The organism is Enterobacter sp. E12 (assembly GCF_014596715.2).
Classification (GTDB): domain Bacteria; phylum Pseudomonadota; class Gammaproteobacteria; order Enterobacterales; family Enterobacteriaceae; genus Enterobacter; species Enterobacter bugandensis.
The window spans coordinates 1,228,753-1,254,561 of sequence record NZ_CP115601.1 but is presented as its reverse complement, the minus strand read 5'-3'; the positions used below and the strand labels follow the sequence as shown (position 1 = coordinate 1,254,561).

At 56.9% G+C, this 25,809-nt stretch carries 24 protein-coding genes and 1 pseudogene; 14 read left to right on the top strand and 11 right to left on the bottom strand.

Translation table 11 applies throughout. The annotated features are described in order from the left end of the window. The 4 genes and pseudogenes from IB212_RS05940 (at window position 1) to IB212_RS05925 (ending at window position 3,934) form a co-directional block, all read left to right on the top strand. Complete coding sequence (locus tag IB212_RS05940) at window positions 1–555, top strand: RNA polymerase sigma factor (protein ID WP_041910971.1); 555 nt, start codon at window positions 1–3, stop codon at window positions 553–555. Next, window positions 552–1,199, top strand: a complete 648-nt coding sequence (locus tag IB212_RS05935; protein ID WP_041910972.1) for an anti-sigma factor domain-containing protein — start codon at window positions 552–554, stop codon at window positions 1,197–1,199. The genes IB212_RS05940 and IB212_RS05935 overlap by 4 nt, the downstream gene beginning before the upstream one ends. Window positions 1,200–1,473: 274 nt before the next feature. Then, window positions 1,474–2,206, top strand: a pseudogene (locus IB212_RS05930) (SDR family oxidoreductase). A gap of 33 nt (window positions 2,207–2,239) precedes the next feature. Further along, entirely contained in the window at window positions 2,240–3,934 is a 1,695-nt protein-coding gene (locus IB212_RS05925) for a thiamine pyrophosphate-binding protein (RefSeq protein WP_041910974.1), read from the top strand. Window positions 3,935–3,967: 33 nt separating this feature from the next. On the opposite strand, the gene IB212_RS05920 is transcribed toward IB212_RS05925, so the two are convergent. Then, window positions 3,968–4,666, bottom strand: coding sequence for a GNAT family N-acetyltransferase (locus IB212_RS05920; RefSeq protein WP_041910975.1), 699 nt, complete (start codon window positions 4,664–4,666; stop codon window positions 3,968–3,970). Window positions 4,667–4,824: 158 nt separating this feature from the next. On the opposite strand from IB212_RS05920, the gene IB212_RS05915 reads away from it, so the two are divergent. From IB212_RS05915 to IB212_RS05895, 5 genes are all read left to right on the top strand, one after another. After that, a complete protein-coding gene (locus IB212_RS05915; protein ID WP_041910976.1) occupies window positions 4,825–6,393 on the top strand; it encodes an ABC transporter substrate-binding protein in 1,569 nt (522 codons plus the stop codon). 98 nt (window positions 6,394–6,491) lie between these two features. Next, window positions 6,492–7,505: an ABC transporter permease gene (locus IB212_RS05910; protein WP_041910977.1), complete on the top strand. Its 1,014-nt coding sequence runs from the start codon at window positions 6,492–6,494 to the stop codon at window positions 7,503–7,505. Further along, window positions 7,505–8,338, top strand: a complete 834-nt coding sequence (locus tag IB212_RS05905; protein WP_041910978.1) for an ABC transporter permease — start codon at window positions 7,505–7,507, stop codon at window positions 8,336–8,338. The genes IB212_RS05910 and IB212_RS05905 overlap by 1 nt, the downstream gene beginning before the upstream one ends. Beyond that, the gene (locus tag IB212_RS05900; RefSeq protein ID WP_041910979.1) at window positions 8,331–9,140 is read left to right on the top strand and encodes an ABC transporter ATP-binding protein; all 810 of its coding nucleotides are present in this window, start codon (window positions 8,331–8,333) and stop codon (window positions 9,138–9,140) included. The genes IB212_RS05905 and IB212_RS05900 overlap by 8 nt, the downstream gene beginning before the upstream one ends. Window positions 9,141–9,153: 13 nt before the next feature. Beyond that, window positions 9,154–9,858 carry an ABC transporter ATP-binding protein gene (locus IB212_RS05895; RefSeq protein ID WP_041910980.1) on the top strand — a complete coding sequence of 235 codons (705 nt, stop codon included), beginning with the start codon at window positions 9,154–9,156 and terminating at the stop codon, window positions 9,856–9,858. A 108-nt stretch (window positions 9,859–9,966) separates the two neighbouring features. On the opposite strand, the gene IB212_RS05890 is transcribed toward IB212_RS05895, so the two are convergent. The 4 genes from IB212_RS05890 to budA form a co-directional block, all read right to left on the bottom strand. Then, complete coding sequence (locus IB212_RS05890) at window positions 9,967–10,440, bottom strand: cold-shock protein (protein WP_041910981.1); 474 nt, start codon at window positions 10,438–10,440, stop codon at window positions 9,967–9,969. Between the two features lie 131 nt (window positions 10,441–10,571). Beyond that, window positions 10,572–11,342 carry a (S)-acetoin forming diacetyl reductase gene (locus tag IB212_RS05885; RefSeq protein ID WP_041910982.1) on the bottom strand — a complete coding sequence of 257 codons (771 nt, stop codon included), beginning with the start codon at window positions 11,340–11,342 and terminating at the stop codon, window positions 10,572–10,574. Window positions 11,343–11,362: 20 nt separating this feature from the next. Then, window positions 11,363–12,997 (bottom strand): acetolactate synthase AlsS, encoded by a 1,635-nt coding sequence (gene alsS / locus IB212_RS05880; protein WP_409033785.1) that lies wholly within the window; start codon window positions 12,995–12,997, stop codon window positions 11,363–11,365. Between the two features lie 58 nt (window positions 12,998–13,055). After that, window positions 13,056–13,835: an acetolactate decarboxylase gene (gene budA / locus IB212_RS05875; RefSeq protein ID WP_107534869.1), complete on the bottom strand. Its 780-nt coding sequence runs from the start codon at window positions 13,833–13,835 to the stop codon at window positions 13,056–13,058. A 105-nt stretch (window positions 13,836–13,940) separates the two neighbouring features. Between budA and IB212_RS05870 the strand changes: the two genes are divergently transcribed. The 4 genes from IB212_RS05870 to IB212_RS05855 all read left to right on the top strand — a co-directional run bounded on the left by IB212_RS05870 (window position 13,941) and on the right by IB212_RS05855 (window position 16,857). After that, on the top strand, window positions 13,941–14,822 hold the full coding sequence (locus IB212_RS05870) for a LysR family transcriptional regulator (RefSeq protein WP_041910985.1): 882 nt from the start codon (window positions 13,941–13,943) through the stop codon (window positions 14,820–14,822). Between the two features lie 285 nt (window positions 14,823–15,107). Next, window positions 15,108–15,173, top strand: a complete 66-nt coding sequence (locus IB212_RS05865; RefSeq protein WP_230122858.1) for a hypothetical protein — start codon at window positions 15,108–15,110, stop codon at window positions 15,171–15,173. A 26-nt stretch (window positions 15,174–15,199) separates the two neighbouring features. Then, window positions 15,200–15,655: a hypothetical protein gene (locus tag IB212_RS05860; protein WP_041910986.1), complete on the top strand. Its 456-nt coding sequence runs from the start codon at window positions 15,200–15,202 to the stop codon at window positions 15,653–15,655. Window positions 15,656–15,879: 224 nt separating this feature from the next. Next, complete coding sequence (locus IB212_RS05855) at window positions 15,880–16,857, top strand: HNH endonuclease (RefSeq protein ID WP_041910987.1); 978 nt, start codon at window positions 15,880–15,882, stop codon at window positions 16,855–16,857. A 126-nt stretch (window positions 16,858–16,983) separates the two neighbouring features. Here the strand turns inward: IB212_RS05855 and IB212_RS05850 are convergent, their stop codons facing one another. Then, complete coding sequence (locus IB212_RS05850; RefSeq protein ID WP_071993734.1) at window positions 16,984–18,042, bottom strand: HNH endonuclease; 1,059 nt, start codon at window positions 18,040–18,042, stop codon at window positions 16,984–16,986. Between the two features lie 233 nt (window positions 18,043–18,275). Here IB212_RS05850 and IB212_RS05845 point away from each other — a divergent pair, with 233 nt between their 5' ends. Continuing rightward, on the top strand, window positions 18,276–18,545 hold the full coding sequence (locus IB212_RS05845) for a hypothetical protein (protein WP_041910988.1): 270 nt from the start codon (window positions 18,276–18,278) through the stop codon (window positions 18,543–18,545). Between the two features lie 653 nt (window positions 18,546–19,198). On the opposite strand, the gene IB212_RS05840 is transcribed toward IB212_RS05845, so the two are convergent. The 5 genes from IB212_RS05840 to IB212_RS05820 form a co-directional block, all read right to left on the bottom strand. Beyond that, window positions 19,199–19,585, bottom strand: a complete 387-nt coding sequence (locus IB212_RS05840) for a hypothetical protein (RefSeq protein ID WP_041910989.1) — start codon at window positions 19,583–19,585, stop codon at window positions 19,199–19,201. Between the two features lie 223 nt (window positions 19,586–19,808). Next, on the bottom strand, window positions 19,809–20,141 hold the full coding sequence (locus IB212_RS05835) for a hypothetical protein (RefSeq protein WP_041910990.1): 333 nt from the start codon (window positions 20,139–20,141) through the stop codon (window positions 19,809–19,811). After that, on the bottom strand, window positions 20,134–24,345 hold the full coding sequence (locus IB212_RS05830; RefSeq protein ID WP_041910991.1) for an RHS repeat-associated core domain-containing protein: 4,212 nt from the start codon (window positions 24,343–24,345) through the stop codon (window positions 20,134–20,136). The genes IB212_RS05835 and IB212_RS05830 overlap by 8 nt, the downstream gene beginning before the upstream one ends. 17 nt (window positions 24,346–24,362) lie before the next feature. Then, a complete protein-coding gene (locus tag IB212_RS05825) occupies window positions 24,363–24,800 on the bottom strand; it encodes a DcrB-related protein (RefSeq protein WP_041910992.1) in 438 nt (145 codons plus the stop codon). Window positions 24,801–24,917: 117 nt separating this feature from the next. Continuing rightward, window positions 24,918–25,808 (bottom strand): oxidoreductase, encoded by an 891-nt coding sequence (locus IB212_RS05820; RefSeq protein ID WP_188245966.1) that lies wholly within the window; start codon window positions 25,806–25,808, stop codon window positions 24,918–24,920. Window position 25,809: the final 1 nt, after the last annotated feature.

Genomic DNA, 25,809 nt, shown 5'->3' with positions numbered 1-25,809 from the left:
ATGGATAACGCGCTGGCTGAACAGCAAATGAAATTAATGCAGGCGGTCGCAAACGGCGATCGCCGCGCATTTGAACAACTTTACCGACTCACATCGCCTCACCTGTTTGCCGTTGCGCTGCGCATGCTGCGCGACCGCGCCTGGGCAGAAGAGATCCTTCACGACTGTTTTGTCACCGTCTGGAGTAAAGCCGAAACCTATAACGCTACCCTGAGCTCCCCGATGACCTGGCTTACGCATATTGTTCGCAACCGCTGTATTGACTGGCTGCGCAGCGGGCAAACCCGGGCTGCAGCCCGTGAAGAGGCGTATTCGGAAGATATTCTGCTGAGCGAAAGCGATGAGCAGAATAACTGGCACGACGATGCGCAGGCTGAGCGGCTCAGGCATTGTCTCGAACATTTGAGCAGCGAGCAGCGCCAGAGCATTACGCTCGCCTACTATCAGGGAATGTCTCACAGCGACATTGCCGACTGGCTCCAGCAGCCTGTAGGCTCGGTGAAAAGCTGGATACGTCGGGCAATGGATCATCTTCGGGAGTGCGTGGGGCTATGAATGACGCAGAAAAACGCGACGACATGCTGGCAGCAGAGTATGCCCTCGGCACGCTGCGGGGAGGAGCACGGCTTCAGTTCCAGAAAAGGGTCCTCCGTGAACCGGCTCTGGCCGCCCGCGTGGCGTACTGGCAGGACATGTTCAGCACGCTGGATAGTCATCTTGTGCCCGTCCCTCCACCCGAGACGGTGTGGAAAAGAATCGCCCTCGACCTGCCGCCCAAAAAGCCTTTACGCAAAAGTCGGCCTTATGTCGGCTGGATGGTTGCGGCCTCCCTCGCCGCCCTGTCGGTCGTTGCCTGGTATGCCACCCGTACACCGGAACTCGTTCCGCTGATGGTCCTCAACGATGCCCAACAGCACGGGGAATGGGTCGTCAGCGCGGATGCCAGCCGCCAGCACCTGAGCATTGCCCCTCTTCGGCCGACGGCCGTCGCGGCGCAACACAGCCTCCAGCTTTGGCTGATCCCTGGCGGGCAGGCGCCAGTCTCCATGGGGCTGCTGCATAACGACATACCGACACGCGTCACCCTCAGGAACACAACGCTCCCTCCTGACGCCACGATAGCCATAAGCCTTGAACCAGAGGGCGGATCGCCCACTGGACTCCCCACAGGCCCGGTGCTTTACAGTGGCAAATTGTAATTCTCAGGCCCTGTTCGCAGGGCCGCTATCGTGACCCCATTTCATTTATATACTATTCTCGGTTACCTATAAGAATTAAATATTAAGCCTGTAAATAATTTAATTATTAGAAAACGACATTGACAGACTCTTGCGTACTCCATTAAGTTTTAAACGAACATCATTTTATTTCCGATACACAATATATCAAAAAACCGCATTAATGAATTTGTCATTATTCATTAATGCTTCTCTGCCTTTTATTTTTTGCATCACTCAATAGCGAGATAAGATCATGAATAATAGTGCAAACAAGGTTGTTGTCATTACCGGTGCCAGCAGCGGTATTGGTCAGGCGATTGCCCTCCATTTAGCGAATAACGCGTTTTCGCTGGTGCTGGTGGCGCGCCGTCTGGACAGAATTAATGCCCTGGTGGATCAGATTATTCAGCAAGGCGGCAAGGCGATAGCCGTGAAGGCCGACGTGACTCGTCAGGAAGAGATTCAGCGCGCCATTGACGCTGCCGTTGCCGCCTACCAGCGCGTGGATGTGCTAATCAACAACGCGGGCTTTATGGCTATCGCTCCCTTGAGCGAGCTGAAAACCGACGAATGGGACAAGATGATTGACACCAATCTGAAAGGGGTGCTGTACGGCCGCGTGGCCGGTGTTCCAGCGTCAGGGCAGCGGGCATTTTATTAACGTTGCCTCCGTCGCGGGCATCAAGGTGCTGGCACCTGGCGGCGTGGTGTACAGCGCCACAAAATTCGCCGTCCGCGCGCTGAGTGAAGGCTTACGTCAGGAGGCGGGTAAAACCCTCCGCACGACGCTTATTTCGCCCGGTGCCGTCGAAAGCGAGCTGCAATTCGGTAGCTCTGACGAAGAGAGCAAAAAATTTCTCCATGAGTTTTATAAGCAGGCTATTCCGGCTGACGCAATTGCCCGCGCGGTTTTATTTGCTATTGAACAGCCTGGCGACGTTGATATTAATGAAATTGTTGTGCGTCCAACGCAGGAAGAATTTTAGCCTGGGTTAAATAATACTGAATGAGGTGTCAGTATGATTAAATCATTAACGTCCTTATCAGATCTCAATATGCGAACGGGTGCCGATATTCTTCTTGAAGTGCTAGAGAGTGAAGGCGTGGAATATATTTTTGGCAACCCCGGTACCACCGAGCTTCCTCTGATTGATGCCCTGCTTCGCCATGAAAATATTCACTATATTCTGGCGCTTCAGGAGAGCACCGTGGTGGCGATTGCCGACGGCTACGCGAAAGCCTCCGGCAAAACGGGCTTTATCAATTTGCATACCGCGAGCGGCCTGGGGCACGGCATGGGGAATCTGATTAATTCGCGGATCATGAAAACCCCGCTGGTGGTGACCGTTGGACAGCAGGATACGCGACACTACGTCCGCGACCCGCTGCTGTATGACGATATTGTGTCCATCGGCTCTCCGGTCATGAAGTGGGCGCAGGAGGTTACCAGCGCCGACCAGCTCCCGGTGCTGGTGCGCCGCGCGTTTCACGCTGCCAGCTATCCTCCGGCCGGTCCGGTGCTGCTCTCCCTGCCGATGAACGTGATGGAAGAGCTGAGCGATGCCGGGATACAGACGGCGTCGAGAGTGAACTACCACACCGTGGCGGGCTCGCTGGACGAGCTGGCGGAGGCGCTCAGCGAGATCGCGCCGGGCAGGATCATGATTGTGGCGGGCGATGAGGTGCACTCCAGCGGCTCGACGCAGGAGATTGTCGAGCTGGCGGAAGCGCTCAGCGCCCACGTCTACGGCTCCTCCTGGCCGCTGAATTTGCCTTTTCCCACTCAGCACGCGCTCTGGCGGGGCAATATGCCCACCACCGCCAGCGAAATCGCCAGCGTCATCAATGCCTACGATGCCGTATTTATCATCGGCGGCAGAAGCCTGATCACCATTTTGTACAGCGAGGGGGAGGCTATTCCGGCGACCTGCGCGGTGTATCAGCTCTCGGCGGATATGCACGAGCTTGGCCGCACCTATGCCACTCGCCTTTCGGTGATGGGGGATATCAAGCTCTCCCTGCACGAACTGTTGCCGAAGCTTGATCAGCGCCTGATCGCCAGCAGGCTGGTCCACAAGCGGCTGCTGGTTACGGCCCGCGACGAACGAGAGAAGGAGTGGCAGCAGCAGGAAGAACGTCTCGCCGCCGAGCGGCTACGCCCGGCCCTTTCGCCGATGGTCGCAGCCTGGGAAGTCATCCGATCCATTCCGGCGGGTACCACCATCGTTGATGAGGCGATAGCGACCGCCAGGCATGTCCGCCGGTTCATCTCTGACCAGCAGCACCAGCGCTACTACTTTATGCGCGGCGGCGGACTGGGCTGGGGGATGCCCGCAGCAGTAGGTCACTCGCTGGGGCTGGGCCGCGAGCCGGTAGTGTGTTTAGTTGGAGACGGAGCCTCCTTCTACTCGCCGCAGGCGCTCTGGACGGCGGCACACGAAAATCTGCCGGTCACCTTTATCGTCATGAATAACAGGGAGTACAACATCCTGAAAAACTTTATGAAGAGCCAGGCTGACTACAGCTCAACGCGGCTGGGGCGTTTTATCGGGATGGACCTGGTGAACCCGCATATCGATTTTCAGTCGCTGGCCACCGCCATGGGCGTCCACTGCTGCCGGGTGACCGAGGCTGCGGATATCGCCGAAGCGGTAACGCGCGGCCTGCAGTCAGGAAAAACCAACCTGATTGAAATCGCGATTTCCGCGGATTAACCGCGCGTTTACGCTGTACCCTACATAAAAAACTTATAACCGAAACGCCTCAAGCCGCTTTATCTGCCGCCCTTCCTCGTCAAAATTCTCTGCCGCCAGCCAGGCGCGCAGCTCCGCGTCTCTTTGCGGCCACTCGCCGTCAATAATAGAAAGCATATCGCTGTCGCGGTTACGCCCTTTGCGCACCAGCTTCTGGCGTAGGCGTCCCTCCCAGATAAACCCCAGCCGCTCCGCCGCATTTCGTGAGGCGGTGTTCATCGAATCGCATTTCCATTCCAGTCGACGGTACTTATGCTCAAAGGCATTTTTCAGCAACAGCCACACCGCTTCGGTACCCAAACGAGTGCCTTTCATTTTACGCGACCAGGTGACGTGACCAATTTCCACCGAGCCCTGAAAACGTTCAATCGCCATATAACTCACCAGCCCGACCGCCTTTTCGGTACGCAGATCGATGACGGCAAAGGGCACCAGGTCGTCATCCAGCACCTTTCCGAGCACCCAGTGCGCCGTGGCCTCAACGCTCATGGGCTGAGTACTGGCAAGCCACGTCCAGTCGCTGTCGTCACCCAGCGCATAGGCTTCAAACAAATCAGCCGAATGGCGGTCAGCATCCAGCGGCTCCAGACGGCAGTACTGGCCGAACAGCGGCGTGCGGGTTAAGACCCGGGCGCATTTCCAGTCCGGGACGATATCGTTAACGGTTTGACCATGTTGATTGATTTCGGGCACGACGGTGACTCCCAGGAAGATAAGCGCCTAATAACCAGCCTGTATGCGTTATATCCGGATGGTATAAGCAAAGCAGAATTTCGACTTTGAGGAAATCCTCAGTCAGCCTAACGTAACGAAGCATATAACAATCACAATATATTTTTTCAGGGATCGCTATGACTAAAAAACTGCTGCCGTTACTGGTGCTGGCTGCGCTCTCAAGCGTTGCCCACGCTGCTACTCCGCCCAACACGCTGGTTGTCGCCCAGGGTCTTGATGATATCGTGAGCCTTGACCCGGCCGAAGCCAACGAGCTTTCCAGCATCCAGACCGTGCCGAGCCTGTACCAGCGTCTGGTACAGCCGGACCGCGATAACCCGGAAAAAATCACCCCGATTCTGGCGGAAAGCTGGGAGGCCGACGCGGCAGCAAAAACCCTGACGATTAAACTTAAGCCGGATGCGAAATTCGCCTCCGGCAACCCGCTGCGCCCGGAAGACGTGATTTTCTCTTATACCCGCGCCGTGACGCTGAATAAATCCCCGGCCTTTATCCTCAACGTGCTGGGCTGGGACGCGAGCAACATCGCCAGCCAGCTGAAAAAGGTGGACGATCATACCCTCCAGCTTCACTGGACGGCGGACGTCAGCCCGTCGGTGGCGTTGAATATTCTCTCCACGCCGATTGCCTCTATCGTCGATGAAAAAGAGGTCGCCGCGAACGTCAAGGATAATGACTTCGGTAACGCCTGGCTGAAAATGCACTCGGCGGGCAGCGGCGCGTTCAAAATGCGCGTCTACCAGCCGCATCAGGCCATCGTGCTGGAAGCTAACGACGCCGCGCCCGGCGGCGCGCCGAAGCTCAAAAGCATCATCATTAAAAACGTTCCCGACCCCGCTTCACGCCGCCTGCTGATCCAGCAGGGGGATGCGGACGTGGCGCGCGATCTGGGCGCAGACCAGATTAGCGCCCTGGACGGCAAGCCGGGCGTGAAGGTGCTGAGCATTCCGTCCGCCGAGCAGAATTACCTGGTGTTTAACACCGGCAACAGCGCTAACCCGCTGCTGAACAACCCGGCGTTCTGGGAAGCCTCACGCTGGCTGGTCGATTATGACGGCATCACCAAAGACCTGCTGAAAGGCCAGTATTTTGTTCACCAGAGCTTCCTGCCGGTCGGCCTGCCGGGCGCGCTGGAAGATAATCCGTTTAAATTTGACCCGGCAAAAGCGAAAGCCATTCTCGCCAAAGCGGGCATTAAGGACGCGCACTTCACGCTGGACGTGGAGAACAAGCCGCCGTTTATCACTATCGCCCAGTCGATGCAGGCGAGCTTTGCGCAGGGTGGCGTGAAGGTGGATCTGCTGCCTGCCGCCGGGAGCCAGGTCTATGCCCGCGTGCGCGCGAAGCAGCATCAGGCGGCGATTCGTCTGTGGATCCCGGACTACTTCGACGCGCACTCCAACGCCAGCGCCTTCGCGTGGAACGACGGGAAGTCCAGCACCGTAGCCGGTCTGAACGGCTGGAAAATCCCGGAGCTGAACAAGGCCACGCTGGCGGCGGTTGCCGAACCGGATGCGGCGAAACGTCTGGATCTGTACAAGAAGATGCAGGAACAGCTGCAGCAGAGCTCGCCGTACGTGTTCGTCGATCAGGGCAAAACCCAGATCGTGGTGCGCGATAACGTGAAGGGGTATCAGCAGGGGCTGAACGCGGATATGGTCTGGTACGATCGCGTCACGAAGTAGCCCTTGTTGCCGGGTGGCGCTGCGCTTACCCGGCCTGTGTTCTCGGTTTTTGTAGGCCGGGTAAGGCGAAGCCGCCACCCGGCATGAAGAGATTTTCCATGCCACATCTTTCCACCCGCGTGCTTCAGGGTCTGCTGACCCTGCTGCTGACGCTTTTCGGGCTGCTTCTCGTCACGTTTGCGCTCTCGGCGTTTTCACCGGTCGATCGCGTGCTGCAGATCGTCGGCGATCACGCCAGCCAGTCCACCTACGATCAGGTTCGCCACCAGCTCGGGCTGGATCGACCGCTGCCCGTGCAGTTCTGGCACTATCTGCTGAGCCTCGCCCACGGTGATTTAGGCACCGCCAGCGCCACGGGACAGCCGGTGCTGCAGGATCTGCTGCACGCCTTCCCCGCCACGCTGGAGCTGGCGACCCTGGCGTTAATCATCGGGTCCGTGCTCGGCATGACGGCCGGGGTGCTGTGCGCCCGCTACGCCGGTTCGCCGCTCGATTTAGCGATCAGAACGCTTACCCTGCTCGGCAACTCGGTGCCGATTTTCTGGCTTGGCCTGCTGATGCTGGCCCTGTTCTACGCGAAGCTGCAGTGGAGCGCGGGCCCCGGCAGGCTGGATGACATCTGGCAGTTCACCGTCGAGCCGCGCACCGGCTTTGCGCTGATAGATACCTGGCTTTCCGGCGATCGCGAGGCATTCCGCAACGCCATCAGCCACCTGGTGCTGCCGGTGGTGCTGCTGGCCTATTACTCGCTGGCGAGCATAACCCGCCTGACCCGCTCCGCCTGCCTCAGCGAAATGAACAAGGAGTACATCCTGCTTGCCCGCGCCAAGGGTGCCGGGGAGATGGCCATTCTGCTGCGCCACGTGCTGCCGAACATTCGCGGCACCCTGCTGACGGTGATTGCCCTCGCCTACACCAGCATGCTGGAAGGCGCGGTACTGACCGAAACCGTCTTCTCCTGGCCGGGGATCGGGCGCTACCTCACCACCGCCCTGTTCGCCGGAGACACTACCGCCATCATGGGCGGCACGCTGCTGATTGGCGTGAGCTTTGTACTGATCAATAACCTTACCGACCTGCTTGTGCGGGCGACCGATCCCAGGGTGCGCTGATGCCGTTTTATCTTTTCTTACACCGACTGCGCCGCTCTCCTGCCGCATTTTGCGGGCTGGTTGCCATCGCGCTGCTGGTCGTTATCGCCCTGTTCGCGCCGTGGCTTGCGCCGCTTGACCCGAACTGGCAGGACGCCGCCGCGCGCTTACAGGCACCCAATATCCAGCACTGGCTGGGTACCGACAGCTACGGGCGCGACCTGCTTTCGCGCCTGATTTACGGCACGCGTCCGGCGCTCGGGCTGGTGGCGTTAGTCACCGTTATCACCCTGCCCGCCGGGCTGCTGGTGGGGATTTTGTCCGGCTACTACGGCGGCTGGATGGAGCGCATCCTGATGCGTTTTACCGACGTGGTGATGTCGATGCCGCGCCTGATCCTCGCCTTCGCGTTTGTGGCGATGCTCGGCCCCGGGCTGGTCAACGGCGCGCTGGCGCTGGCCTTAACCACCTGGCCTGCCTACGCGCGTCAGGCGCGGAGTGAAATTCAGCGTCTGCGCCACAGCGACTATCTCGCCGCCGCCGAGATGATGGGCATTCGCGGGCTGCGCCTGCTGGTCGGCCATATTCTGCCCCTGTGCCTGCCGTCCGCGATTGTGCGGCTGGCGCTGGATCTGGCGGGGATTATTCTGGCGGCCGCCGGGCTGGGCTTCCTCGGTCTTGGCGCGCGTCCGCCGATGGCCGAATGGGGCGCAATGATCGCCGACGGTATGCAGGTCATTTTCGACCAGTGGTGGATTGCCGCCATTCCGGGCGGAGCGATTCTGTTTGCCAGCCTGGCCTTTAACCTGCTGGGCGACGGCCTGCGCGACGTACTGGAGCCACAGCATGACTGAACAACGCGTTATCGTCGATGCGCTGAATATCGACTACCCCGCCGCGCGCGTGGTCAACAACCTGAGCTTCTCGCTTGGCAACGAGCGGCTGGCGCTGGTGGGGGAATCCGGCTCGGGCAAGTCGATGTCCGCCCGCGCGCTTATGGGGCTGGTGCGCAAGCCCGGCATCGTAAGCGCGAACCGGCTTAACGTGCTCGGCAACGACCTGCTGACCCTGAACAGCCGACGCTGGCAGGCGCTGCGCGGCAACGGAATTGCGATGGTCCTGCAGGACCCGCGCTACGCGCTGAATCCGGCGAAAAACGTCGCCGCTCAGCTTGATGAGGCGCTGACCCTGCATCAGCGCCTGCCCCGCGCTGAACGCCTGGCGCGCATTCACGACATCATCCGCGCCGTCGGGCTGGGCGAGAACGTGCTGTCACGCTATCCCGGCGAACTCTCCGGAGGCATGGGCCAGCGGGTGATGATCGCCATTGCGCTGATCAACAACCCGCAGGTGCTGATTGCCGACGAACCGACCTCCGCGCTGGACGCCCGCCTGCGTAACCAGATCCTTGAGCTGCTGGTGCAGCAGAGCGAAGAACGCCAGATGGCGATGCTGTTAATCAGCCACGATTTGCCGCTCGTCGCGGAACACTGCGACCGCGTGCTGGTGATGTATCAGGGCGAAAAGGTCGATGAGATGGCGGCGAACCGGCTCCCGCAGGCGACGCATCCGTACACGCGAACCCTGTGGACCTGCCGTCCGAATGCCAGTACCTATGGCCAGTTGCTGCCGACGCTTGACCGCTCGCAGCCTTAGAAGGAGACCGATAATGACGCTCGTTGAAGTTAAGGATCTCCAGGTGAGCTTCGGGGAGAAAACGGCGGTGTCCGCCGCCAGCTTTGCCATCGAAAAAGGCGAAACCTTCAGCCTGATCGGTGAATCCGGCTGCGGGAAATCGACTATTCTGCGCGTGCTGGCGGGGCTGCAGCGCGAGTGGAACGGCCGCATTTCGATCCTGGGAGACGCGCTACGGCCAGGACGGCGTTTTGAAGGCGAGCTTCGCCGCAACGTGCAGATGGTGTTTCAGGATCCGTGGGCGTCGCTGCACCCAAACCACACCATTGCGCGCACCCTGTCGGAGCCGTTAAACATTCGCGGCGAAACCCAGGTTGCCGAAAAGGTGGCGGATGCGCTACAGCAGGTAGGGCTTTCAGCCGACGCGGGTAAACGTTATCCGCACCAGCTTTCCGGCGGCCAGCGCCAGCGTGTGGCCATTGCCCGCGCGCTGCTGCTGCGGCCTCAGCTTCTGCTGCTGGACGAGCCGACTTCGGCGCTGGATATGTCGGTGCAGGCGGAAATTCTCAATCTTTTGAACCGCCTGAAAGCCGAGCACGGCATGACCTATCTGCTGGTGAGCCATGATGCGGACGTGATTGCCCATATGTCCGACCGGGCAGCGTTTATGGCGCACGGGGAGATCCAGCGGGTGTTTGACCGGGAGGCGATGTTGCGGGGCGAGCACAGGATGGGTTAAGTGCGCGCGGCGGTTCCCGGTGGCGCTGCGCTTACCGGGCCTACGTTTCGTATCGCGTTGAGTGTTTTTCGTAGGCCGGGTAAGGCATCGCCGCCACCCGGCAAACAATTACTTCAGCAGCTTCACCGTGGCATCGATGTCGATTTCATCTTCGGTGAAGATCAGCGTCGTGTTCTGGAAGGTGGTGATCGCCAGCTTCTTCACCGTGCGCATTTCGCCCGGCTTTTTCTCGGATTTCGGCTTGATGCTGTTCATCAGCAGCCCTACCGACAGCACCGCGTTCTCTTTATCGATTTTGGTCTCAACGGGCTCGTCTTCGCTGAACACAACGAAGGATTTGATCGAGGTGAGCTTTACGCGCTCGCCTGCGATATAGAGATGTTTGCTTTCGGGGATCACCTTCACCGCGTACGCGGAAAGGCCTTTGCTGTTGGTGGTTGGCTCGAAGGTCACCGCGGCATCTTTCTTAATCAGATCGGGGTTGGCGACCTTAATCACATGAAAATAGCGGTTGTCGCCGTTTTCATCTTTGATAAATCCAAAGCCTTTATCTTTAAACCACGTTGTGATTGTACCGTTCATCGCTGTTACCGCCTGTCAGATCGTAATGACTAAAGTTTTGCAGCGCGCAGTGTAATGCACAATGGCGGAGGAGACAAAAAAAAGCCCCTGCACGGGGGCAGGGGAAAACTCATGTCAGAGCTTATTAGAATTTAGTTGAACACCATCCCACCATCGATGAGGAGAGACTGTCCGGTCATATAGTCAGAGTCTGGCCCCGCAAGATATGAAACGCAGGCGGCAACATCTTCCGGTTCGGACAGGCGGCCAAGCGTAATGCGTTTGGCAAAGGTCTCGGTGCCGTAGCCGAGCGGTTTACCCGCCGCCTCGGAGACCTGACGGTCGATCTCCGCCCACATCGGCGTTTTGACGATGCCCGGGCAGTAGGCGTTAACGGTGATCCCCAGCGGCGCAAGATCCCGCGCGGCGGTCTGGGTTAAGCCGCGAACCGCGAACTTGCTGGAACTGTAGACCGCCAGCTCCGGGTTGCCGGTGTGGCCCGCCTGGGAGCAGGCGTTGATGATCTTGCCGCCGTGCCCCTCTTTGCGGAACGCGTCAATCGCGGCCTGGATCCCCCAGATCACCCCTTTCACATTGATGTTGTAGACCTTGTCGACAATCTCCGGCGTGATGGATTCGATCGGCGTGGACGGCGCCACCCCGGCGTTATTGACGATAACGTTGAAGCCGCCCAGTTCGGTGCGGGCTTTCTCCACAGCCGCAAACACCTGCTCGCGGTCAGAGACGTCCACCTTGACGGCGACGGCCTTCCCGCCGCTGCGGATGATTTCATCGGCAACCGCTTTCGCCGTCTCTTCGTTGTAATCGGCGATAGCGACGGCAAAACCATCCTTCACCAGACGAAGCGCGATCGCTTTGCCAATCCCCTGGCCTGAGCCGGTTACGAGAGCCACTTTTTGCATTTCTCTGTCCTTATATTGATTCACAAAATCTGGCTGAGATGGAGCTGGCCCATCAGCAGCGGGTTATCGCTGTAGTCGACGGGAATGGCCACCACGGCCGGGCCATCGACATCCATTGCGGCACGCAGCGTCGGTTCGAGCGCGTCGGCGCTCTCGACGGCGAAGCCCTTAGCGCCGAACGCGTCGGCATAGGCTTTGAAATCGACCGGGCCGAACTCGACGCCGGAAAGACGCTGGTATTTTTTCTCTTCCTGAATGGCAACCATGTTGTAGGCGTTATCCACCCAGATGATATGCAGCACGTTGGCGTTGAGGCGCACGGCGGTTTCCAGCTCCATGCTCGACTGCAAAAAGCCCCCGTCCCCGGAGACCGACACCACTTTGCGGCCCGGGTTGACCAGCCACGCGCCAATCGCCCACGGCAGCGCCACGCCCATGGTCTGCTGACCGTTGGAGATCATCACCTGACGCGCGCGGAAGCTGTAGAGGTAGCGGGCGATCCAGATGTGGAAGCTGCCCATATCGACGGTAAGCGTCACGTCGTTATTCACGATGTCCTGCATGGCGCGCACGATGCGCAGCGGATGCAGGGCAAACTGGTTAAGCGATGCGCCGCGGCGGTCGAGAAGGTCCCGCTGATGCTGGCGATCGACCAGAATTTCGGAGGCCCGCTGGCTTAGCTCAAGCTTGTGGTCGATACGGTTAGCGAGCAGGTTCAGCGTTTCGGCGATGTCCCCCACCAGCTCCAGATCCGGCACGTAGTTACGCTCTTCATAGGCGGGCAGCACATCAATGTGCACCAGCGTGGCGTCGCCGCTGTTCCACATGGACGGCTCGTATTCCACCGGGCTGTAGCCGATGCAGATAATCAGATCCGCCAGATGGAGCAGCCGGTCACCCGCCTGGTTATTGAACAGGCCGACGCGCCCGGCGAAGCGGGTGAAGTGTTCCTGGTTCACCGCCCCGGCGGCCTGATAGGTGCTGGTGACCGGAATGCGGCTTTTCTCCAGCAGCTTGCGCAGCGCGTCGCTGTTGGCCGGCTGGCTCGCCATCAGCCCCAGCAGGATGACCGGGTTTTTGGCCTTTTCGATAAGCTTCGCCACGTCTTTAATGGCGGATTCCGGTGCCGGCCCCATCAGCGCGGGACCGCTGGCAGGCAAAATGGCGCCCGTCGCGGGCTGGTCGACAATATCCTGCGGCAGGCTGACGAACGCGCCCCCCGGCCTGCCGTGCTCGGCGGCGCGAAACGCGTTGGACACCACCTCGGCAATCGCGTCCGGGGAGTTCACTTCCACGGCGTATTTCGTCACCGGGCTGAACATCGCGACGGTGTCCATGCTCTGATGCACCAGCTTCGCTTTGTCTGCCCGCTTCACCGCCCCACCCAGCGCTACCACCGGGTCGCCTTCGCTGTTGGCGGTGGCAATACCGGTGATCAGGTTTGAACAGCCCGGTCCGGAGGTGACCAGCGCCACCCCGGCTTTGCCGGTCAGACGCCCCACTGCCGCCGCCATAAACGCCGCGTTGGCCTCGTGGCGTACGGGAATGATCTCAATGGAGGAGTCCAGCAGGGAGTCAAAGACCTTGTCGATTTTTGCGCCCGGGATCCCGAACACCTGCTTAACGCCCTGCGCTTCCAGCTGGCCGACAACCATATCTGCGCCGTGCGCCCACTGACGTGACTGTTTCTCACTGTTCACGGTAGTTCTCCTGTTAGTTTTCGACGGCGCGGATAGCCGCATCAAGGTTGCTGGGATGAAGGTTGGCCTGTAAAAATGCGCTGTCGGCGGGCAGGTCGATCATCAGCTTGTGAATTTCACCGAAGGTGAGCACGCCGCTCTCCAGTTGGTAATCGAGCAGATGGCCGCCGCCCTGTCGGTCGTCGGTGATGAAATGCTCGTGATAGCCCGCCACGTTGATACCCTGCATGTGCTGCGGGGTGCGGAACCCGACCAGCACGCCCTCGCGCTGGTTAAAGCGGAACACCGGCTGGTCGTCCAGCACGTCGGTCATCGCCCGGTACGGCGGCGTCTGGCGCGGTACGGTGCGGGTGTGCGCGTGGCGGAAATTGCCGTCGATGCGCAGCGCGCAGAACAGGTTGTCGGAGGGGATTTGCTGGTCGATCACGTCGTGGATCTGCTGACGGCTGACCGGCTCGTCGAAGGTTTTGCGGTACTGCGGCTGGAACCAGGTCATCACCGCGAACGGCGTCTTTTGCTCCGGCTTCGCGGCGCGGGCGCTGCCGTCGGCGCGCAGCTGGTACACCTGGCTGCTGAAGGCAATCATTTCGCCGTCCAGCTCGTTAAAGGTGCCGAGGCCAAAATCGCCGTGTGCCAGCAGGTCGGCGATGGTGGTCTCCCCTTCGTAGACGCCGCTTAGCAGGGCGCTCATTAGCGATGTCTGATAGATCACGCTGTCAGGATGTTGAGCCGAGAACCCGCGCAGGGTCTCGCATAAACTCGCCTCACAGTCGCATGCAGATGAATGCATCATCATGCTCGTCCTCTTCAACTTTATTTATAAAGGTTAAATAAATGTTGACCCGATTCAGCAGAGAGTTCCAATATAGAAACCATGCTGGTTTGAGACGTTTTTGATATGGAACTTCGTTATCTGCGCTATTTTGTCGCGGTAGCACGCGAGCGACACTTCACCAGGGCGGCCAACGCGCTGGGTATTTCACAGCCTCCTCTGAGCCAGCAGATCAAACGGCTTGAGGAGGAAGTGGGCACGCCGCTGTTCAGACGCCTGACGCGGGGCGTGGAGCTGACCGAGGCGGGAGAAGCGTTCTATGAGGATGCCTGCAAGATCCTGGCGCTGAGCGACGCCGCGCTGGAGAAAGCCCGCGGTATTGCGCGCGGGCTGAACGGCAATCTGTCGATTGGCATCACCAGCTCCGATGCTTTTCATCCCAAAATTTTCGCGCTGATCCGCCAGTTTCAGGTGCAGAACATGGCGGTGCAGGTTCACCAGGTGGAAGCCAATATGTCGTCGCTGACGACGATGCTGGCGGAGGGTGAACTGGATATTGCCTTCGTGCGCCTGCCGTGCGAGAGCAGCAAGGTGTTTGAGTTAAAAATCCTTGACCGGGAGCCGATGGTGGTGGCGCTGCATCGCGATCATCCGCTGGCGGCGTGCGATTCGCTGGCGTTAGAACAACTGCGGGATACGCCGGTGGTGCTGTTCCCGCAGGAGGTCGCGCCGGGCCTGTTTGATCGCGTTTACGGCTGCTGCGAGCGGGCCGGGATTGACGTGCAGCGCGCGCTACAGTCGTCGCAGCTTTCATCCTCCCTGAGCATGGTTTCCGCGGGCGGTGGCTTCGCGCTGGTGCCGAAATCGATGGCGGCCATTTCTCCGCCGAATGTGACCTACCACGCGCTGAGTTCACCGGCGCTCTATACCGATATCGCGCTCTGCTGGCGGCGCTTTGAACGTTCGCGGACGGTGAAGCGGTTTCTGGCAATGATGAGCGAGGGGTAGCGGCCAGTTTGGTTGGTGGTTTTTGTAGGCCGGGTAAGGCGTAGCCGCCACCCGGCAATGCCGTTCTGGAAGCCGCCTCGCAAACCTGCAAGCAACCTTATGTAATCCAGGGTTATCTCTTTTCATCCCTTCTTCGCGGACGTAAAGTGCCTGCGTTGCGGCACATCCGTAACCGGGCGTAGGAACCCGTTAGCATAAAGCGATATTTTTTGTCGCGACAGCGCATATCCCGTTAGAATCACGGTGGCGCTGACGGAGCAGTCGAAAGGCTGGCCGTTTTTCTTTATGCACGGTATTCCTACCTCCGTCAGCGCTACCCCCTCTGAGCGTAGGAACTCATCGGGCGGTTAATATTTTTTGCATAAAGAGGATGCCTTATGGCTACTATCCCTGGATTTACTTACGCGCTTACTGAAGAAAGCGCTGTTTATCACCTTCTCCACCTGCAACTTCCCGATTCTGCGGATCTCTTCGAGCTGGCCGATGCCTGCACCGCGTATGTTAGCGTGCTGGTGGAAACTGACGACGCGGTGACGTTTGCCACGCTCTGCAAGCGATTGCTGGCTGTGCTGAAGCGGCTGCGTGAGTGCTGCGATGCCGAACTGCCTTCGTATCTGGTTGAACAATTGATCGCAGGGGAAAAGATTACCTCCTGCGTGCCGGACTGCTGGCAGGAGACGACGCTGCAAGTGGACTATGCCGTGGCGTTAACGCTGGCGGTGATGGACGGGACACTGCCTGCGAGCGTGGCGAAAGAACTCGTCGGGCTACTGCATGATATGGTTTGGCTGTTAGCGGAGTATGTGAAGGAGCCGTATATAACGGCGCACTGAGGCGGGTGATTGGGGCCGGGGTTCTGCTGGATAAAAAGCGGGATTTCGGCCTTATGCAAAATGCAACGGTGTTTGTTGAATGTTCATTAGGAGCGAGGAGCAGACATTAGAAGCTATCATCTATAGTCGAAGTGCTACAGAAGATCATAAATTGTACACTTTGTTCTCAACATCCCATTATTGCTTTATGATCAATTGTAATTTTTTATGATGGAATCAAACGGATGAATCAGAAAGCATGGTCTTTTAAAGCAGTAGGTAATGATGATCTCCGTTACTTTGGGAATAATGGTTATCACGATGACTCAACTAGTTTTTACCAATATGACAATTTTGTACCAAACCATAAGCAAGTCAAAAAAGGAGATATTGTCATAATAACTGATAGGAATAACGTTCTGGGTATATCAGTTATAGATAATTTATCATCTTCCCCATATTTAAAAGCTCGTAACCGATGCCCATATGAGAATTGCACACCAGCAAAATTGACCCTTCGAAAATCAAGAAACCCAAAGTGGCGATGTAGCAATAATCATGAATTTGAGCAGCCCAAAGTAGAAAACGTGCCGGCACTCAAATTTAAAGCTGAGTATAAGCAAAACTATATACCCATTAACTCTATCTCCATGATGGATCTAATATCTCATACCCCGCGTTACAACGTTCAAAGTTCAATTCAAGAAATTGATTTTGAATGGGCAAGTAGCCTATTTATTAGCCACCATCAGCTGAAGCCTTCTGAAGCTGACATTGATCATACTCCTCTCGATGCAGATGATCAGCGTAAGGCGGTTTTACGGCAAATTAAGCAAAGGCGTGGGCAAAAAACTTTCCGTGACACTTTGTTATCTCAAGAAGCTAAATGTGCAGTTAGTGGCTGTGAAATCATTGATATCCTCGAAGCGGCACATATCACTGCATACAAAAACGATACACATAATCATATAAGCAATGGAGTTTTATTGCGTTGTGATATGCATACCCTTTACGATCTAGACCTATTTGCAATCGAACCGGATTCATTGATAATTTACTTCTCTCCACAGATCAAAGACAAAGAGTACGTAAGATATCATGGTAAAAAGCTGCATGTAACGTATAAAGTTAACCACGGTGCACTTGTCGAAAGATGGAAAAGGTTTACTAAAAAATATAATTTGGATGAAGTTAACTCGCTAAATCTTATCATGCATAGTTAATCAATACTCTCAATAAAGCTTAGAATTAATTTAGCGATTAACATGTTTATAGTCCACTCTTAACCAAGAGTGGACGTGATTTAATTTTATCAATTCCGCTAGGAGCGAGGAAGGGAGGTAGGTGAATTAAGTGCATGAACCGTCATCATGTTTATCACTCCAATATTGCCGATGATTTAGCAAATGAGTGATTAACGGCCAATCTTTCTTATTTTTTGGTAACCTTAGGTTTCTACCATCTAACTCTGCATATTCTGTCCCAGCTAGCTGTTCAGATATCCTTATTTTCAGTTCGACATCAATCCAGAGCAAACCACGATCAAATAAAGTATGAATATCTGTTTTCAATAGTAAACCATGCTGGGCGCGGGTATGCCAGGAACCGGCATAAGGTATTATATGAGCAGCCTCTAGTAACACCTGGATAGAACAACCTGTTACCGCACATCTGCCGTCATAAGCTTCGATGAGTTTTCGTCTAAATACGGGTTGCCCTTCCCGAACAATAACTTCACGTAGAGCTTTTAGACGGATGTCACCTCCATCCTCCGGGGATTCCGTGAATAATTCATCCCTTGCTTCAAGTACTAACCGATCATATGGCCTTGGGATAGCAATTTGAACTGGCGTTCTCCCATCGTCGCCAATATCCCATATACCGTGCAGTTCTTGAACATACAGTTCATACCGTGTATTTCGTAGGTTTCCTGTACGAAACAACACGTCGTATGGGTTGCCCTGGTCAGTACGAGCGCTTTTACGGCTACCAAGATATCGATACCGTGAATTGCTATTAACAGTTAATGCATCCAGTTGTATGCGAATCTCGCTTTCTTTCAGGGTGGCGTTGCTGTTACGGATCCACTTAACAATATTTGCAGCAGAGGCGGAACCGAGTTGTGTAACGGCATACCATACACGTAGGTATTGTGGATAATGCATTTCTTCAGGGATGATACCTGGCTCACTAGCAACATATGTTGAGAAATTATGATGACGCATCCACTCTCCCCATTGGCGAGAATGTGTACTAATACCTATACGATGTGGTTCGCGTTTACCAATTTCGTCATTAAATTCCTGTCGGGAGGGGGCTCGGCCTAGTTTATCATAAAGTTCATCACAACACTCCCATACAGCCCGTACCAACGGCCCTTGTGGATATCCATCTTTGCGCAGATTCATAAGTATTCTCCGTCAACGAGCTTATCCTGAGATGAGTGATATGCAACTCTGGCATAAAATGCGCCATAATTCATCAGGCTTTTATGAGCGATAAGCGGAAGTTCGCAGTCTTGCCGCTGTATCCTGTTCGAATAGCCAATCACTAGTGTAGTGGTTTAAATCGACGAGGTACTCGCGACAAGAGATTTCTTGTTTGTCAGTAATGCTATTGTTCTTTATCAGGGAGGTGATGAGTGGAAGATATACTTTTTGTGATGAGCTGGATTAAGGATCATCATGTGGTGTCATTAACTTTTGGAGTCTTATCTGCAATTTTATGGATTAAATCTGCCACAGCAAAAGTAGAGCTAGGCAAAAAAATTGTCATGGTCACATATGAAGAGCCCGAACTTAATGTAAACCTCCATGATTTCTTCGCCACTGCGCGGCTTCAATCTAAGTACAATTCATTTGCGGCATTGTCTGCGGCTGCAACAGCGCTATCCCAGATTCTTGGTTTGTAATGCAGGCCTGCCCCCATTGATTAATATCCAGTGGTATTGGCCCTGTCCGCTCCTGGCACGGAGCGGACAGGGTAACTGGGTTGGAGGTCCGCTCTGAGCGATCTGCGGACACTACTAACAGCGTTCTGTGTGAATCAACGCGGAGCAGGTCAAGGCAAGAAGTCTCTGGTAAGTCGGGTCCTTAACGGAAAGCGCACGCTAACGCTGGATCATATGCGCGCGCTGGCGAAGCGTTTTGGCGTGCCGGTGGGTGCATTTATGGGGAATTGATTTGGATGGAATTCTACTAGGTATTAAGAAAAAAGTGACGCAGCCATCCTATTTGACGTTAAACGTTGGCTCAACATTTGCGCCATCTGCTCGAAATGGCTCGCCTACATTATCAGAGTAGTAACGAGGATAAATATATAGCGGCTATAACCTTACGGTAATGCAACGTGCTTGTCGGTCACCTACCGCGGCGCACAGTTCAGGTCGGTGTTGAACCAGTAAATGTTACAGCTGTTCTGGTCACCAAGATGTTCCCCTGCGCCAGCGGGATCCAGGTTTCATTCAGGTCGTAAATGTAAGTACGACATAGGCCAGCATCCTGCAGCAGGCGGTAATCCTGCCACAGGAATGGGTCTAACCGATCGGATAGACATAATTAAATTTTATAAAAATGCTGTTTCGCCACTACCAATTTTCTTCACTTCAAGCCCTTTAAATTTGATGCCAATCCCATGTTCCTCATCTAAGTTGGTCGAGAACATGAACCCAAATTCATTGTCCTCATCTGGGGATAGATAAACTTTCAGCAAAATCAAGTCTTTTGCATCCGCACCATAAATACGCTTGCTATATGCTTGGGTTTCAGTTGCGATTTTCTCGAAAAAATCTTTCTGTTTCTTAATAAGAAAATCGATGTCTTTTTTCATTTTTTCATCGACCGAATCAGATTCAAGGTTTATGCACTGGACGAGAGAAGGACCAAATACCGATAATACTAAATCTACTGAAATACCTTCATCGTCTTCATAAAAATCCAGTTCAAGTGACATTGCGCCCCCTATTTTATTTGCAACTCAATGAGTTGGCTGTTTTCTTAGTTTCAAAAGACTCGTACTTAACCCCGTGATATTTTCAAATTGACCTATAGAACCTCAATGCGAGAAAGACACAACGAAGTACAGTAATTTTTTCTCTAATGAAACATTAACCATCAGGGGATAAAAAAAGAGCCGGTAAGGATTATTTCCCAACCGACCATTTACAATACATAAGTTACTTTCTTGAGAACGGGAAAAGACATTCCCTAAAAGAAGCTTCCTTCACTTCACTTTGAAATTCTCGACCATTTTCAAGTTCTAATTTATCTAATTTAGCCAAAACAAACCTTTCGTTCTCAGCATGACCTTTATTATAAAAATCAATAGATTGCTGCCCTAAATCATCAATCTCTATTAGTTTAGAAAAAATAGAGTTAATCAGAGGACTACCTGCATACATTACAGACTCGGTTTCCTCACATGAAAATTTTAAATACATTATCGCTTTTTTTAAGGCGACTACTTCACTTTGACTTAAAGTCAATTTTTTTTCTCGGTTATCAGCCACATCTACCTCCTCTAGACTTTATTTGTTCCTGATTCATCTTCAGTCGTTGCTCATAAGGTAAATGGGATACAATATCATAAGGATTTTTACCTGCATGAAGTACCTCACCTAATTTCAACCGGCCTGAATGAATGTATTCTAATTCGGAACTCTGGATAATGTTACCCATTTGGGAATTATCAGCTTTGAATATAATTGAATAGTCGCCACGTCCTGCATGTAATGGATCGTTAATGAAAATATCTCTCATTGCATCCTGAGGTGACATTAATATATCAGTAACATAAACCTTACCTTTTGAGTTAGGTTCAATAACTCCGGTATTCATGATGCGATCTAAGCCAGCCTTATCCGTATAATGGATAAATACATCTTCCCCGCTTAAGCCCCAAGGATCGATCCAAGATAGCGGATTCGGCGCATACTGATAAAGGTTCCACCCACCATTCAGCCCAATCGGATCCTGCACAATAAACCGCCCGACCTGCGGGTCGTAGTAGCGTAACAGGTTATAATGCAGCCCCGTTTCACCGTCAGCGTACTGCCCGGCATAGCGAAGCGGCTGGTGTGCCATCGCCGTGCGATTCACAACCCGTGAGAACCCTTCGCTCTGATGGCGCACCTCGCCAAAGCTGCCGTACTGGCCGCTCCAGCGCACCGCGCCGCGCTCGTCGGTCACTTCAAGCGGCGCACCGTTCAGATCGGTGTTGAACCAGTAAATCTCACCGCTGCTCTGATCACGAAGATGATCCACCCGCGCCAGCGGGCTCCAGGCTTCATTCGGGTCATATACATAGGTGCTGCACAACCCGGTCTCCTGCTGCTCCTGCAACAGGCGGTAGCCCTGCCACAGGAAGCGGGTGTCGGTGGTGCCGTGCGTCGTGGTAACGATTTTGCGCGTGCGGCGGCCCAGCGCGTCGTAGTGATAGCGCGCCTCAAACCTCCCTTCCGGTCCGGTTCCCCGGGCGGACACCAGACGGTTCTCGGCGTCATAGGCATAATGCTGTTCATACAGCCCGTTGCGGCGGCTGACCAGGTTGCCCCAGTGGTCGTATTTCATAAACAGCGCCTGCCAGTGGTGCAGGCGGTTATCCGTGACCGCTACCGCATCGTCACTGGCGGCGAGGTTATCCGCGGCGTCGTAGCTGAACTGCGCGCGGCTGTGCCCCTGTCGGGCCTCGTAGTGCTTCAGCAGGCGCCCCTCGGCGTCGTAGCCGTAGTCAACTTCACCGCGCAGGGTGTCGCTGACGCCGGAAAGCTCACCGCGCGCGGTGTAGCGATACAGGCGTTCAAGTATCGCCTGCTCCGGCAGGATCACGTCCGTGCTCAGCTCGCTGCGCTGAAGGGTGCGTCTGCCGAGGCTGTCATACTGGCGGAGCTGCTCGCGCGCGCCCTGGGTGCGGCGCACTTCCCGGTGCAGGCGGTCGCGGGTGAACTCGGTCACCAGCTGCTGCCCGAAGCGGATGGCGCTGACGTGGCCGGAGCCGTAGTGCAGCCAGGCCAGCTTTTGCTCGCCGGGCAGCGTCAGGCCGGTCAGGTTGCTCAGGGCATCCCATTCATAGCTTACCTCACCGTTAATACCGGACTCGCTCAGCACGCGCCCGGCGGCGTCGTGGCGGTAAGCGATCTCATCGCTTTCGATACCCAGGGCAACGCCTTCAGCGGTTGGCGTGCGGCGGATGCGGATGATCTGGCCGCTCAGGTCGCGGAAGTAGCGGTACTCCGCGTGGCGCTGAGTGCGCCCGATCAGCAGCCCGCTGTCGTCATAGCTGAACTGCTGGACGCGACGGGCGATACCGCCGTCGGCGGCAGGCCTGCCGTTTTCTTCGAGCGCGCAGAGGAACCCTCGCGCGTCCCATTCCATATGGCGCACGGTCTCGTCCGGGCGCGTTTCGCTGAGCGGGCGGCCCACGGCGTCGTAGGTGAAGCGGTATTCCGCCCCGTTGCCGTTATCGAGTCGCAGAAGGTTACCGCGCGGGTCGTAGCGCCACTGGCGCACGCGGCCAATACGGTCAGTAAGGCTGACCGGGAGGCCGAGCGCGTTATAGGTCCAGCTCACCTCGCTTTCCAGCGGGTCGCGCCAGCCCGTGAGCTGGCCGCGTTCGTTCCACACCAGCGACTCGCGGCTGCCGTCCGGGTGGATCACGGCGCTCAGCAGCCCGGCGTTGTTCCACTCCCGGCGCGTGATGTTCCCTTCCGCATCCTCGCTGGTAATCAGCTGCCCGAAGCGGTCGTAGGTGAAGCGGGTCACGCTGCCGGAGCAGTCGGTGCGCTGCGTCAGCAGCCCCTGGTGGTTCCAGACCAGGCGCACCACGCCGCCCGTGGCGTCGGTGATGCTCTCCGGCAGGTTTTCTTCATCATCGGGATAGCGATACGCGGTGGCGCTACCGGCCGGATCCGTCTCCGAGAGCAGGCGACCGCGAAGGTCGTACCTGGCCTGCGATGAGGTGCCGTCCGGGTACACCGTGCGGGTGATGCGGTCGGTCAGACGATACCAGTGATACTCCGTGCGACGGCCCGCCGGGTCCGTCTCGCTGGTCATGCGGCCGTATTTGTCCCACGTGCTGCGGCGCATCGCCCCGCCGGGCAGGATGACGTCGCAGAGCTCGCCGTCGCGGTAGACAAAGGTCGTCTGGCGACCGTCGTAATCCGTGAAGCGCGCGACGTTGTCATCGTCATCCACCAGCCAGTGCGCCTGCGCGCCGTCTTCGCGGGTCGCACGGCGGGTGCCGTTATCAAAATCGTATTCGAACGTCAGCTGTTCGCCGCCGCTGTGGCGGAAGCCGACCACGCGCGGCAGGCCGTCAATCTCCCGCCAGCGGTATTCGCTCAGCAGGCCGTTGGCATCCTCATGGGCACTCATCAGCCCGTCCTGCCAGCGGAAGCGTCGGCGCACGCTACCGCCCCGGCCGGTCACACTGACCAGCTGGCGCTGTTCATCATAAGCGTAACTGACCAGGCAGATCTCGTCATCCAGCCAGGCGCCGACGAGCCTGTCGCGGTCGTAGCGGCAGACCACGCGCTGGCCCGCGCTGTCGGTCAGGGCATGCAGGGTATTATCCGCATTCCACTCGAAGAGGATAGCGTTGCCGCAGGGTTCAGAGATGCGCTGAAGCAGCGACGGAGCATCATCCCGCAGCGGCGCATAGTGCCAGCGCTCGCCGCTGACGTCATACACCGACCAGCTGTCGTCCTGGTGGTGTTCAAGCCAGTTCTTTTCGCTTTCACAGTAGGTGCGCATCCCTTTCGGGACCTTCGGGAAGGCGACGTAATCGCCGGACGGCGCGCGCCACACCAGGCCGTCCTGATAAGGCTCCAGGCGGCTTTCCCAGAACAGGCTCCATCCGCGGCCCAGCACGCTGTCGCCGGGGTTGCCGCTGCGCCAGTAGCGCTGCCAGCGCACAGGAAGACGGGAAGGCAGGATGAAGTCCAGCTCATCATCCCCGCTGAGAAACTTCTGTCCGCTGACGATATCCACCGGGCGGGCGATGATCCCCGCGGCGGCCACGCCGGTCATCAGCGTGCCGGCGCGGCAGGCGATACGGGCCAGCTTGTTGATCCCGGGAATTTTCCCCAGCAGCTTAGAGAGCGCCCCGACTTTGCCGGCGGCACCGCCCCACCCGCCAATCAGCCCGGCGAACAGCAGGGTAAGATCGGAGACTTTATACAGCCACTCGGGGACTTCAGACTGAATGGGCAGGGTTTGCTGCGGATCGCCGCCGATAATGACGTTGTCCGAACCGGTCATCACCTTGGCGTCGCAGGTGGTGCGATCCCCGATGCGGGCCGCAGGCAGGCCGTTAATGGAAACACGCGAGGAGCCTTCGGCCATCTGCTGCGAGCCGTCGTCAGAGCACTTTACCGCGCTGTCCGTGGCCATGGCGGCGGGTTTACCGTTGATAAACACATTGGGCGAGCCGGAGGTGATGACGCCTTTCTTCGTCATGCTGGATGCCCCGGCGTCCGCGATGCTGTCCCGGGCGGCGGTCGCCAGCTCCCCGGTGTAGTACCCCACGGCCAGGCTGGCGCCGACGAGCAGGACGCCCACGCCAAGGCAGGATGCGCCGAGTCCGGCAATAAACATGGCCCCCGCCAGAATGCCCCCGGCGGCGGCAATCAGGCCACCGACAATCGTTCCGGCAATCATCCCGGCCAGCGCACCGGAGTGGCCGATATCATCACCTACGCGTGCAGCTTCAAACATAACAACGGTCCCTGGTGTTAATGGTGGAAGCGGAAGCTCCTGAGAAGATCGCCAAACAGCGCGCCGTCGGCATCGCCCGGCGCGCGAGTGCAGGTCATGGTGAACACCAGAATTTTATCGTTCTTGACGTTAAATACGGCCTGCTGCTGCCAGATGCGTTTCCCGTCGCGCAGGTAGCTTGCATGGACGGTTTCACCCTGCAAAAGGCCGTCGCCCAGCGTCGCGGCGCTGCGCTCATCCTGCTTCCAGCCCTTGATGTGTTTTGCCATCAGGGCGAGCTGGCGATCGATATACGCGGCAAGCGCTTCGCCGGGGTTGAGGGCATCGCGGGAGATATTGAACGCTGGCGCATCCGCAGCGGGCGGCGCGAATACGTTGACGGTACGATCCTGATAACCTTCAGGAAAAGCGATCAGTCCTTCACTGAAAAGGCACTGCGAAGTTGGTTCTGACATTGAGCGGGTCCCACCACATTTTTTCAGAAGCGGTAAGTTTCGCATATGTGTTTAAGGCTGACTATCCCCAGATTATTGCTCCGCGGACACCCTCGCCGAACGGAAAAACAGCGGCCGTTAGCCCGGCCCCTCGCTCCCCGTCGCCAGCAGCGGCACCACCACGTCGCTGATGGGCACCGCAATCCCGTGCCTGCGGCCGTAGCGCTGGATAACGCCGTTGCGGATATCCCACTCCATCGGGCGATCCGCCTGACGGTCAGCGAGAATCGACGTACCCAGGTTCTCAGGCGCTTGCTGGAAGTTCGCCAGGATCTCCTGCGCCACGTCATCGTTCAGCTTCGCCCCTTCAGCGCGGGCGACGGTCAGCCCTTCGCGCAGGTAGGCCAGCGCCAGCTCGCTGACATCCTCGCGCCTGAACATCCCGGCGCGGCGGTTGGCCAGCACCATCAGCCCGGCGACCGCGTTTTGCAGCAGCTTGCGCCAGGCGACGGTGGCGAAATCTTCCGAGAGCTCAACCGCGCAGCGCGTATCACGAAGCGCTTCGACCACCCGCTGCGCCTGGGGCAGGTCCGGCAGCGTCAGGCGCGGCTTCGCCCGGAGCCAGACGGAGGCATCCGGCTCGCGCTGCGCCGGGAACCAGACCACCGACGGCAGCACCGTTGCGCCACTGACCAATGGCTCAAGCTGCGCCTTCTGCTCTACGCCGTTTTGCAGCGCGCAGACCACGGTCTTTTCATCGCACAGCGCGCGCAGCCACCCGGCGCTGTCGGCATTTTGCGTCGTTTTTACCGCGATAAACACGAGGTCAACGGGGCGCGTGATGGCCGTCGGGTCGGTTAATACCGGACCAGGCACAACCGTTTCCCCCTCGTCGTAACGCAGGCGTAATTCCGGATGCGCGGTGCGTCCGCAGAGCAGCGGCGTGCGGCCCGCGTCATGCAACACCGCGGCAATAGTGGTCCCTATCGCACCGGGACCAATCAGCGCAATGGTTGGATGGTCAGACATG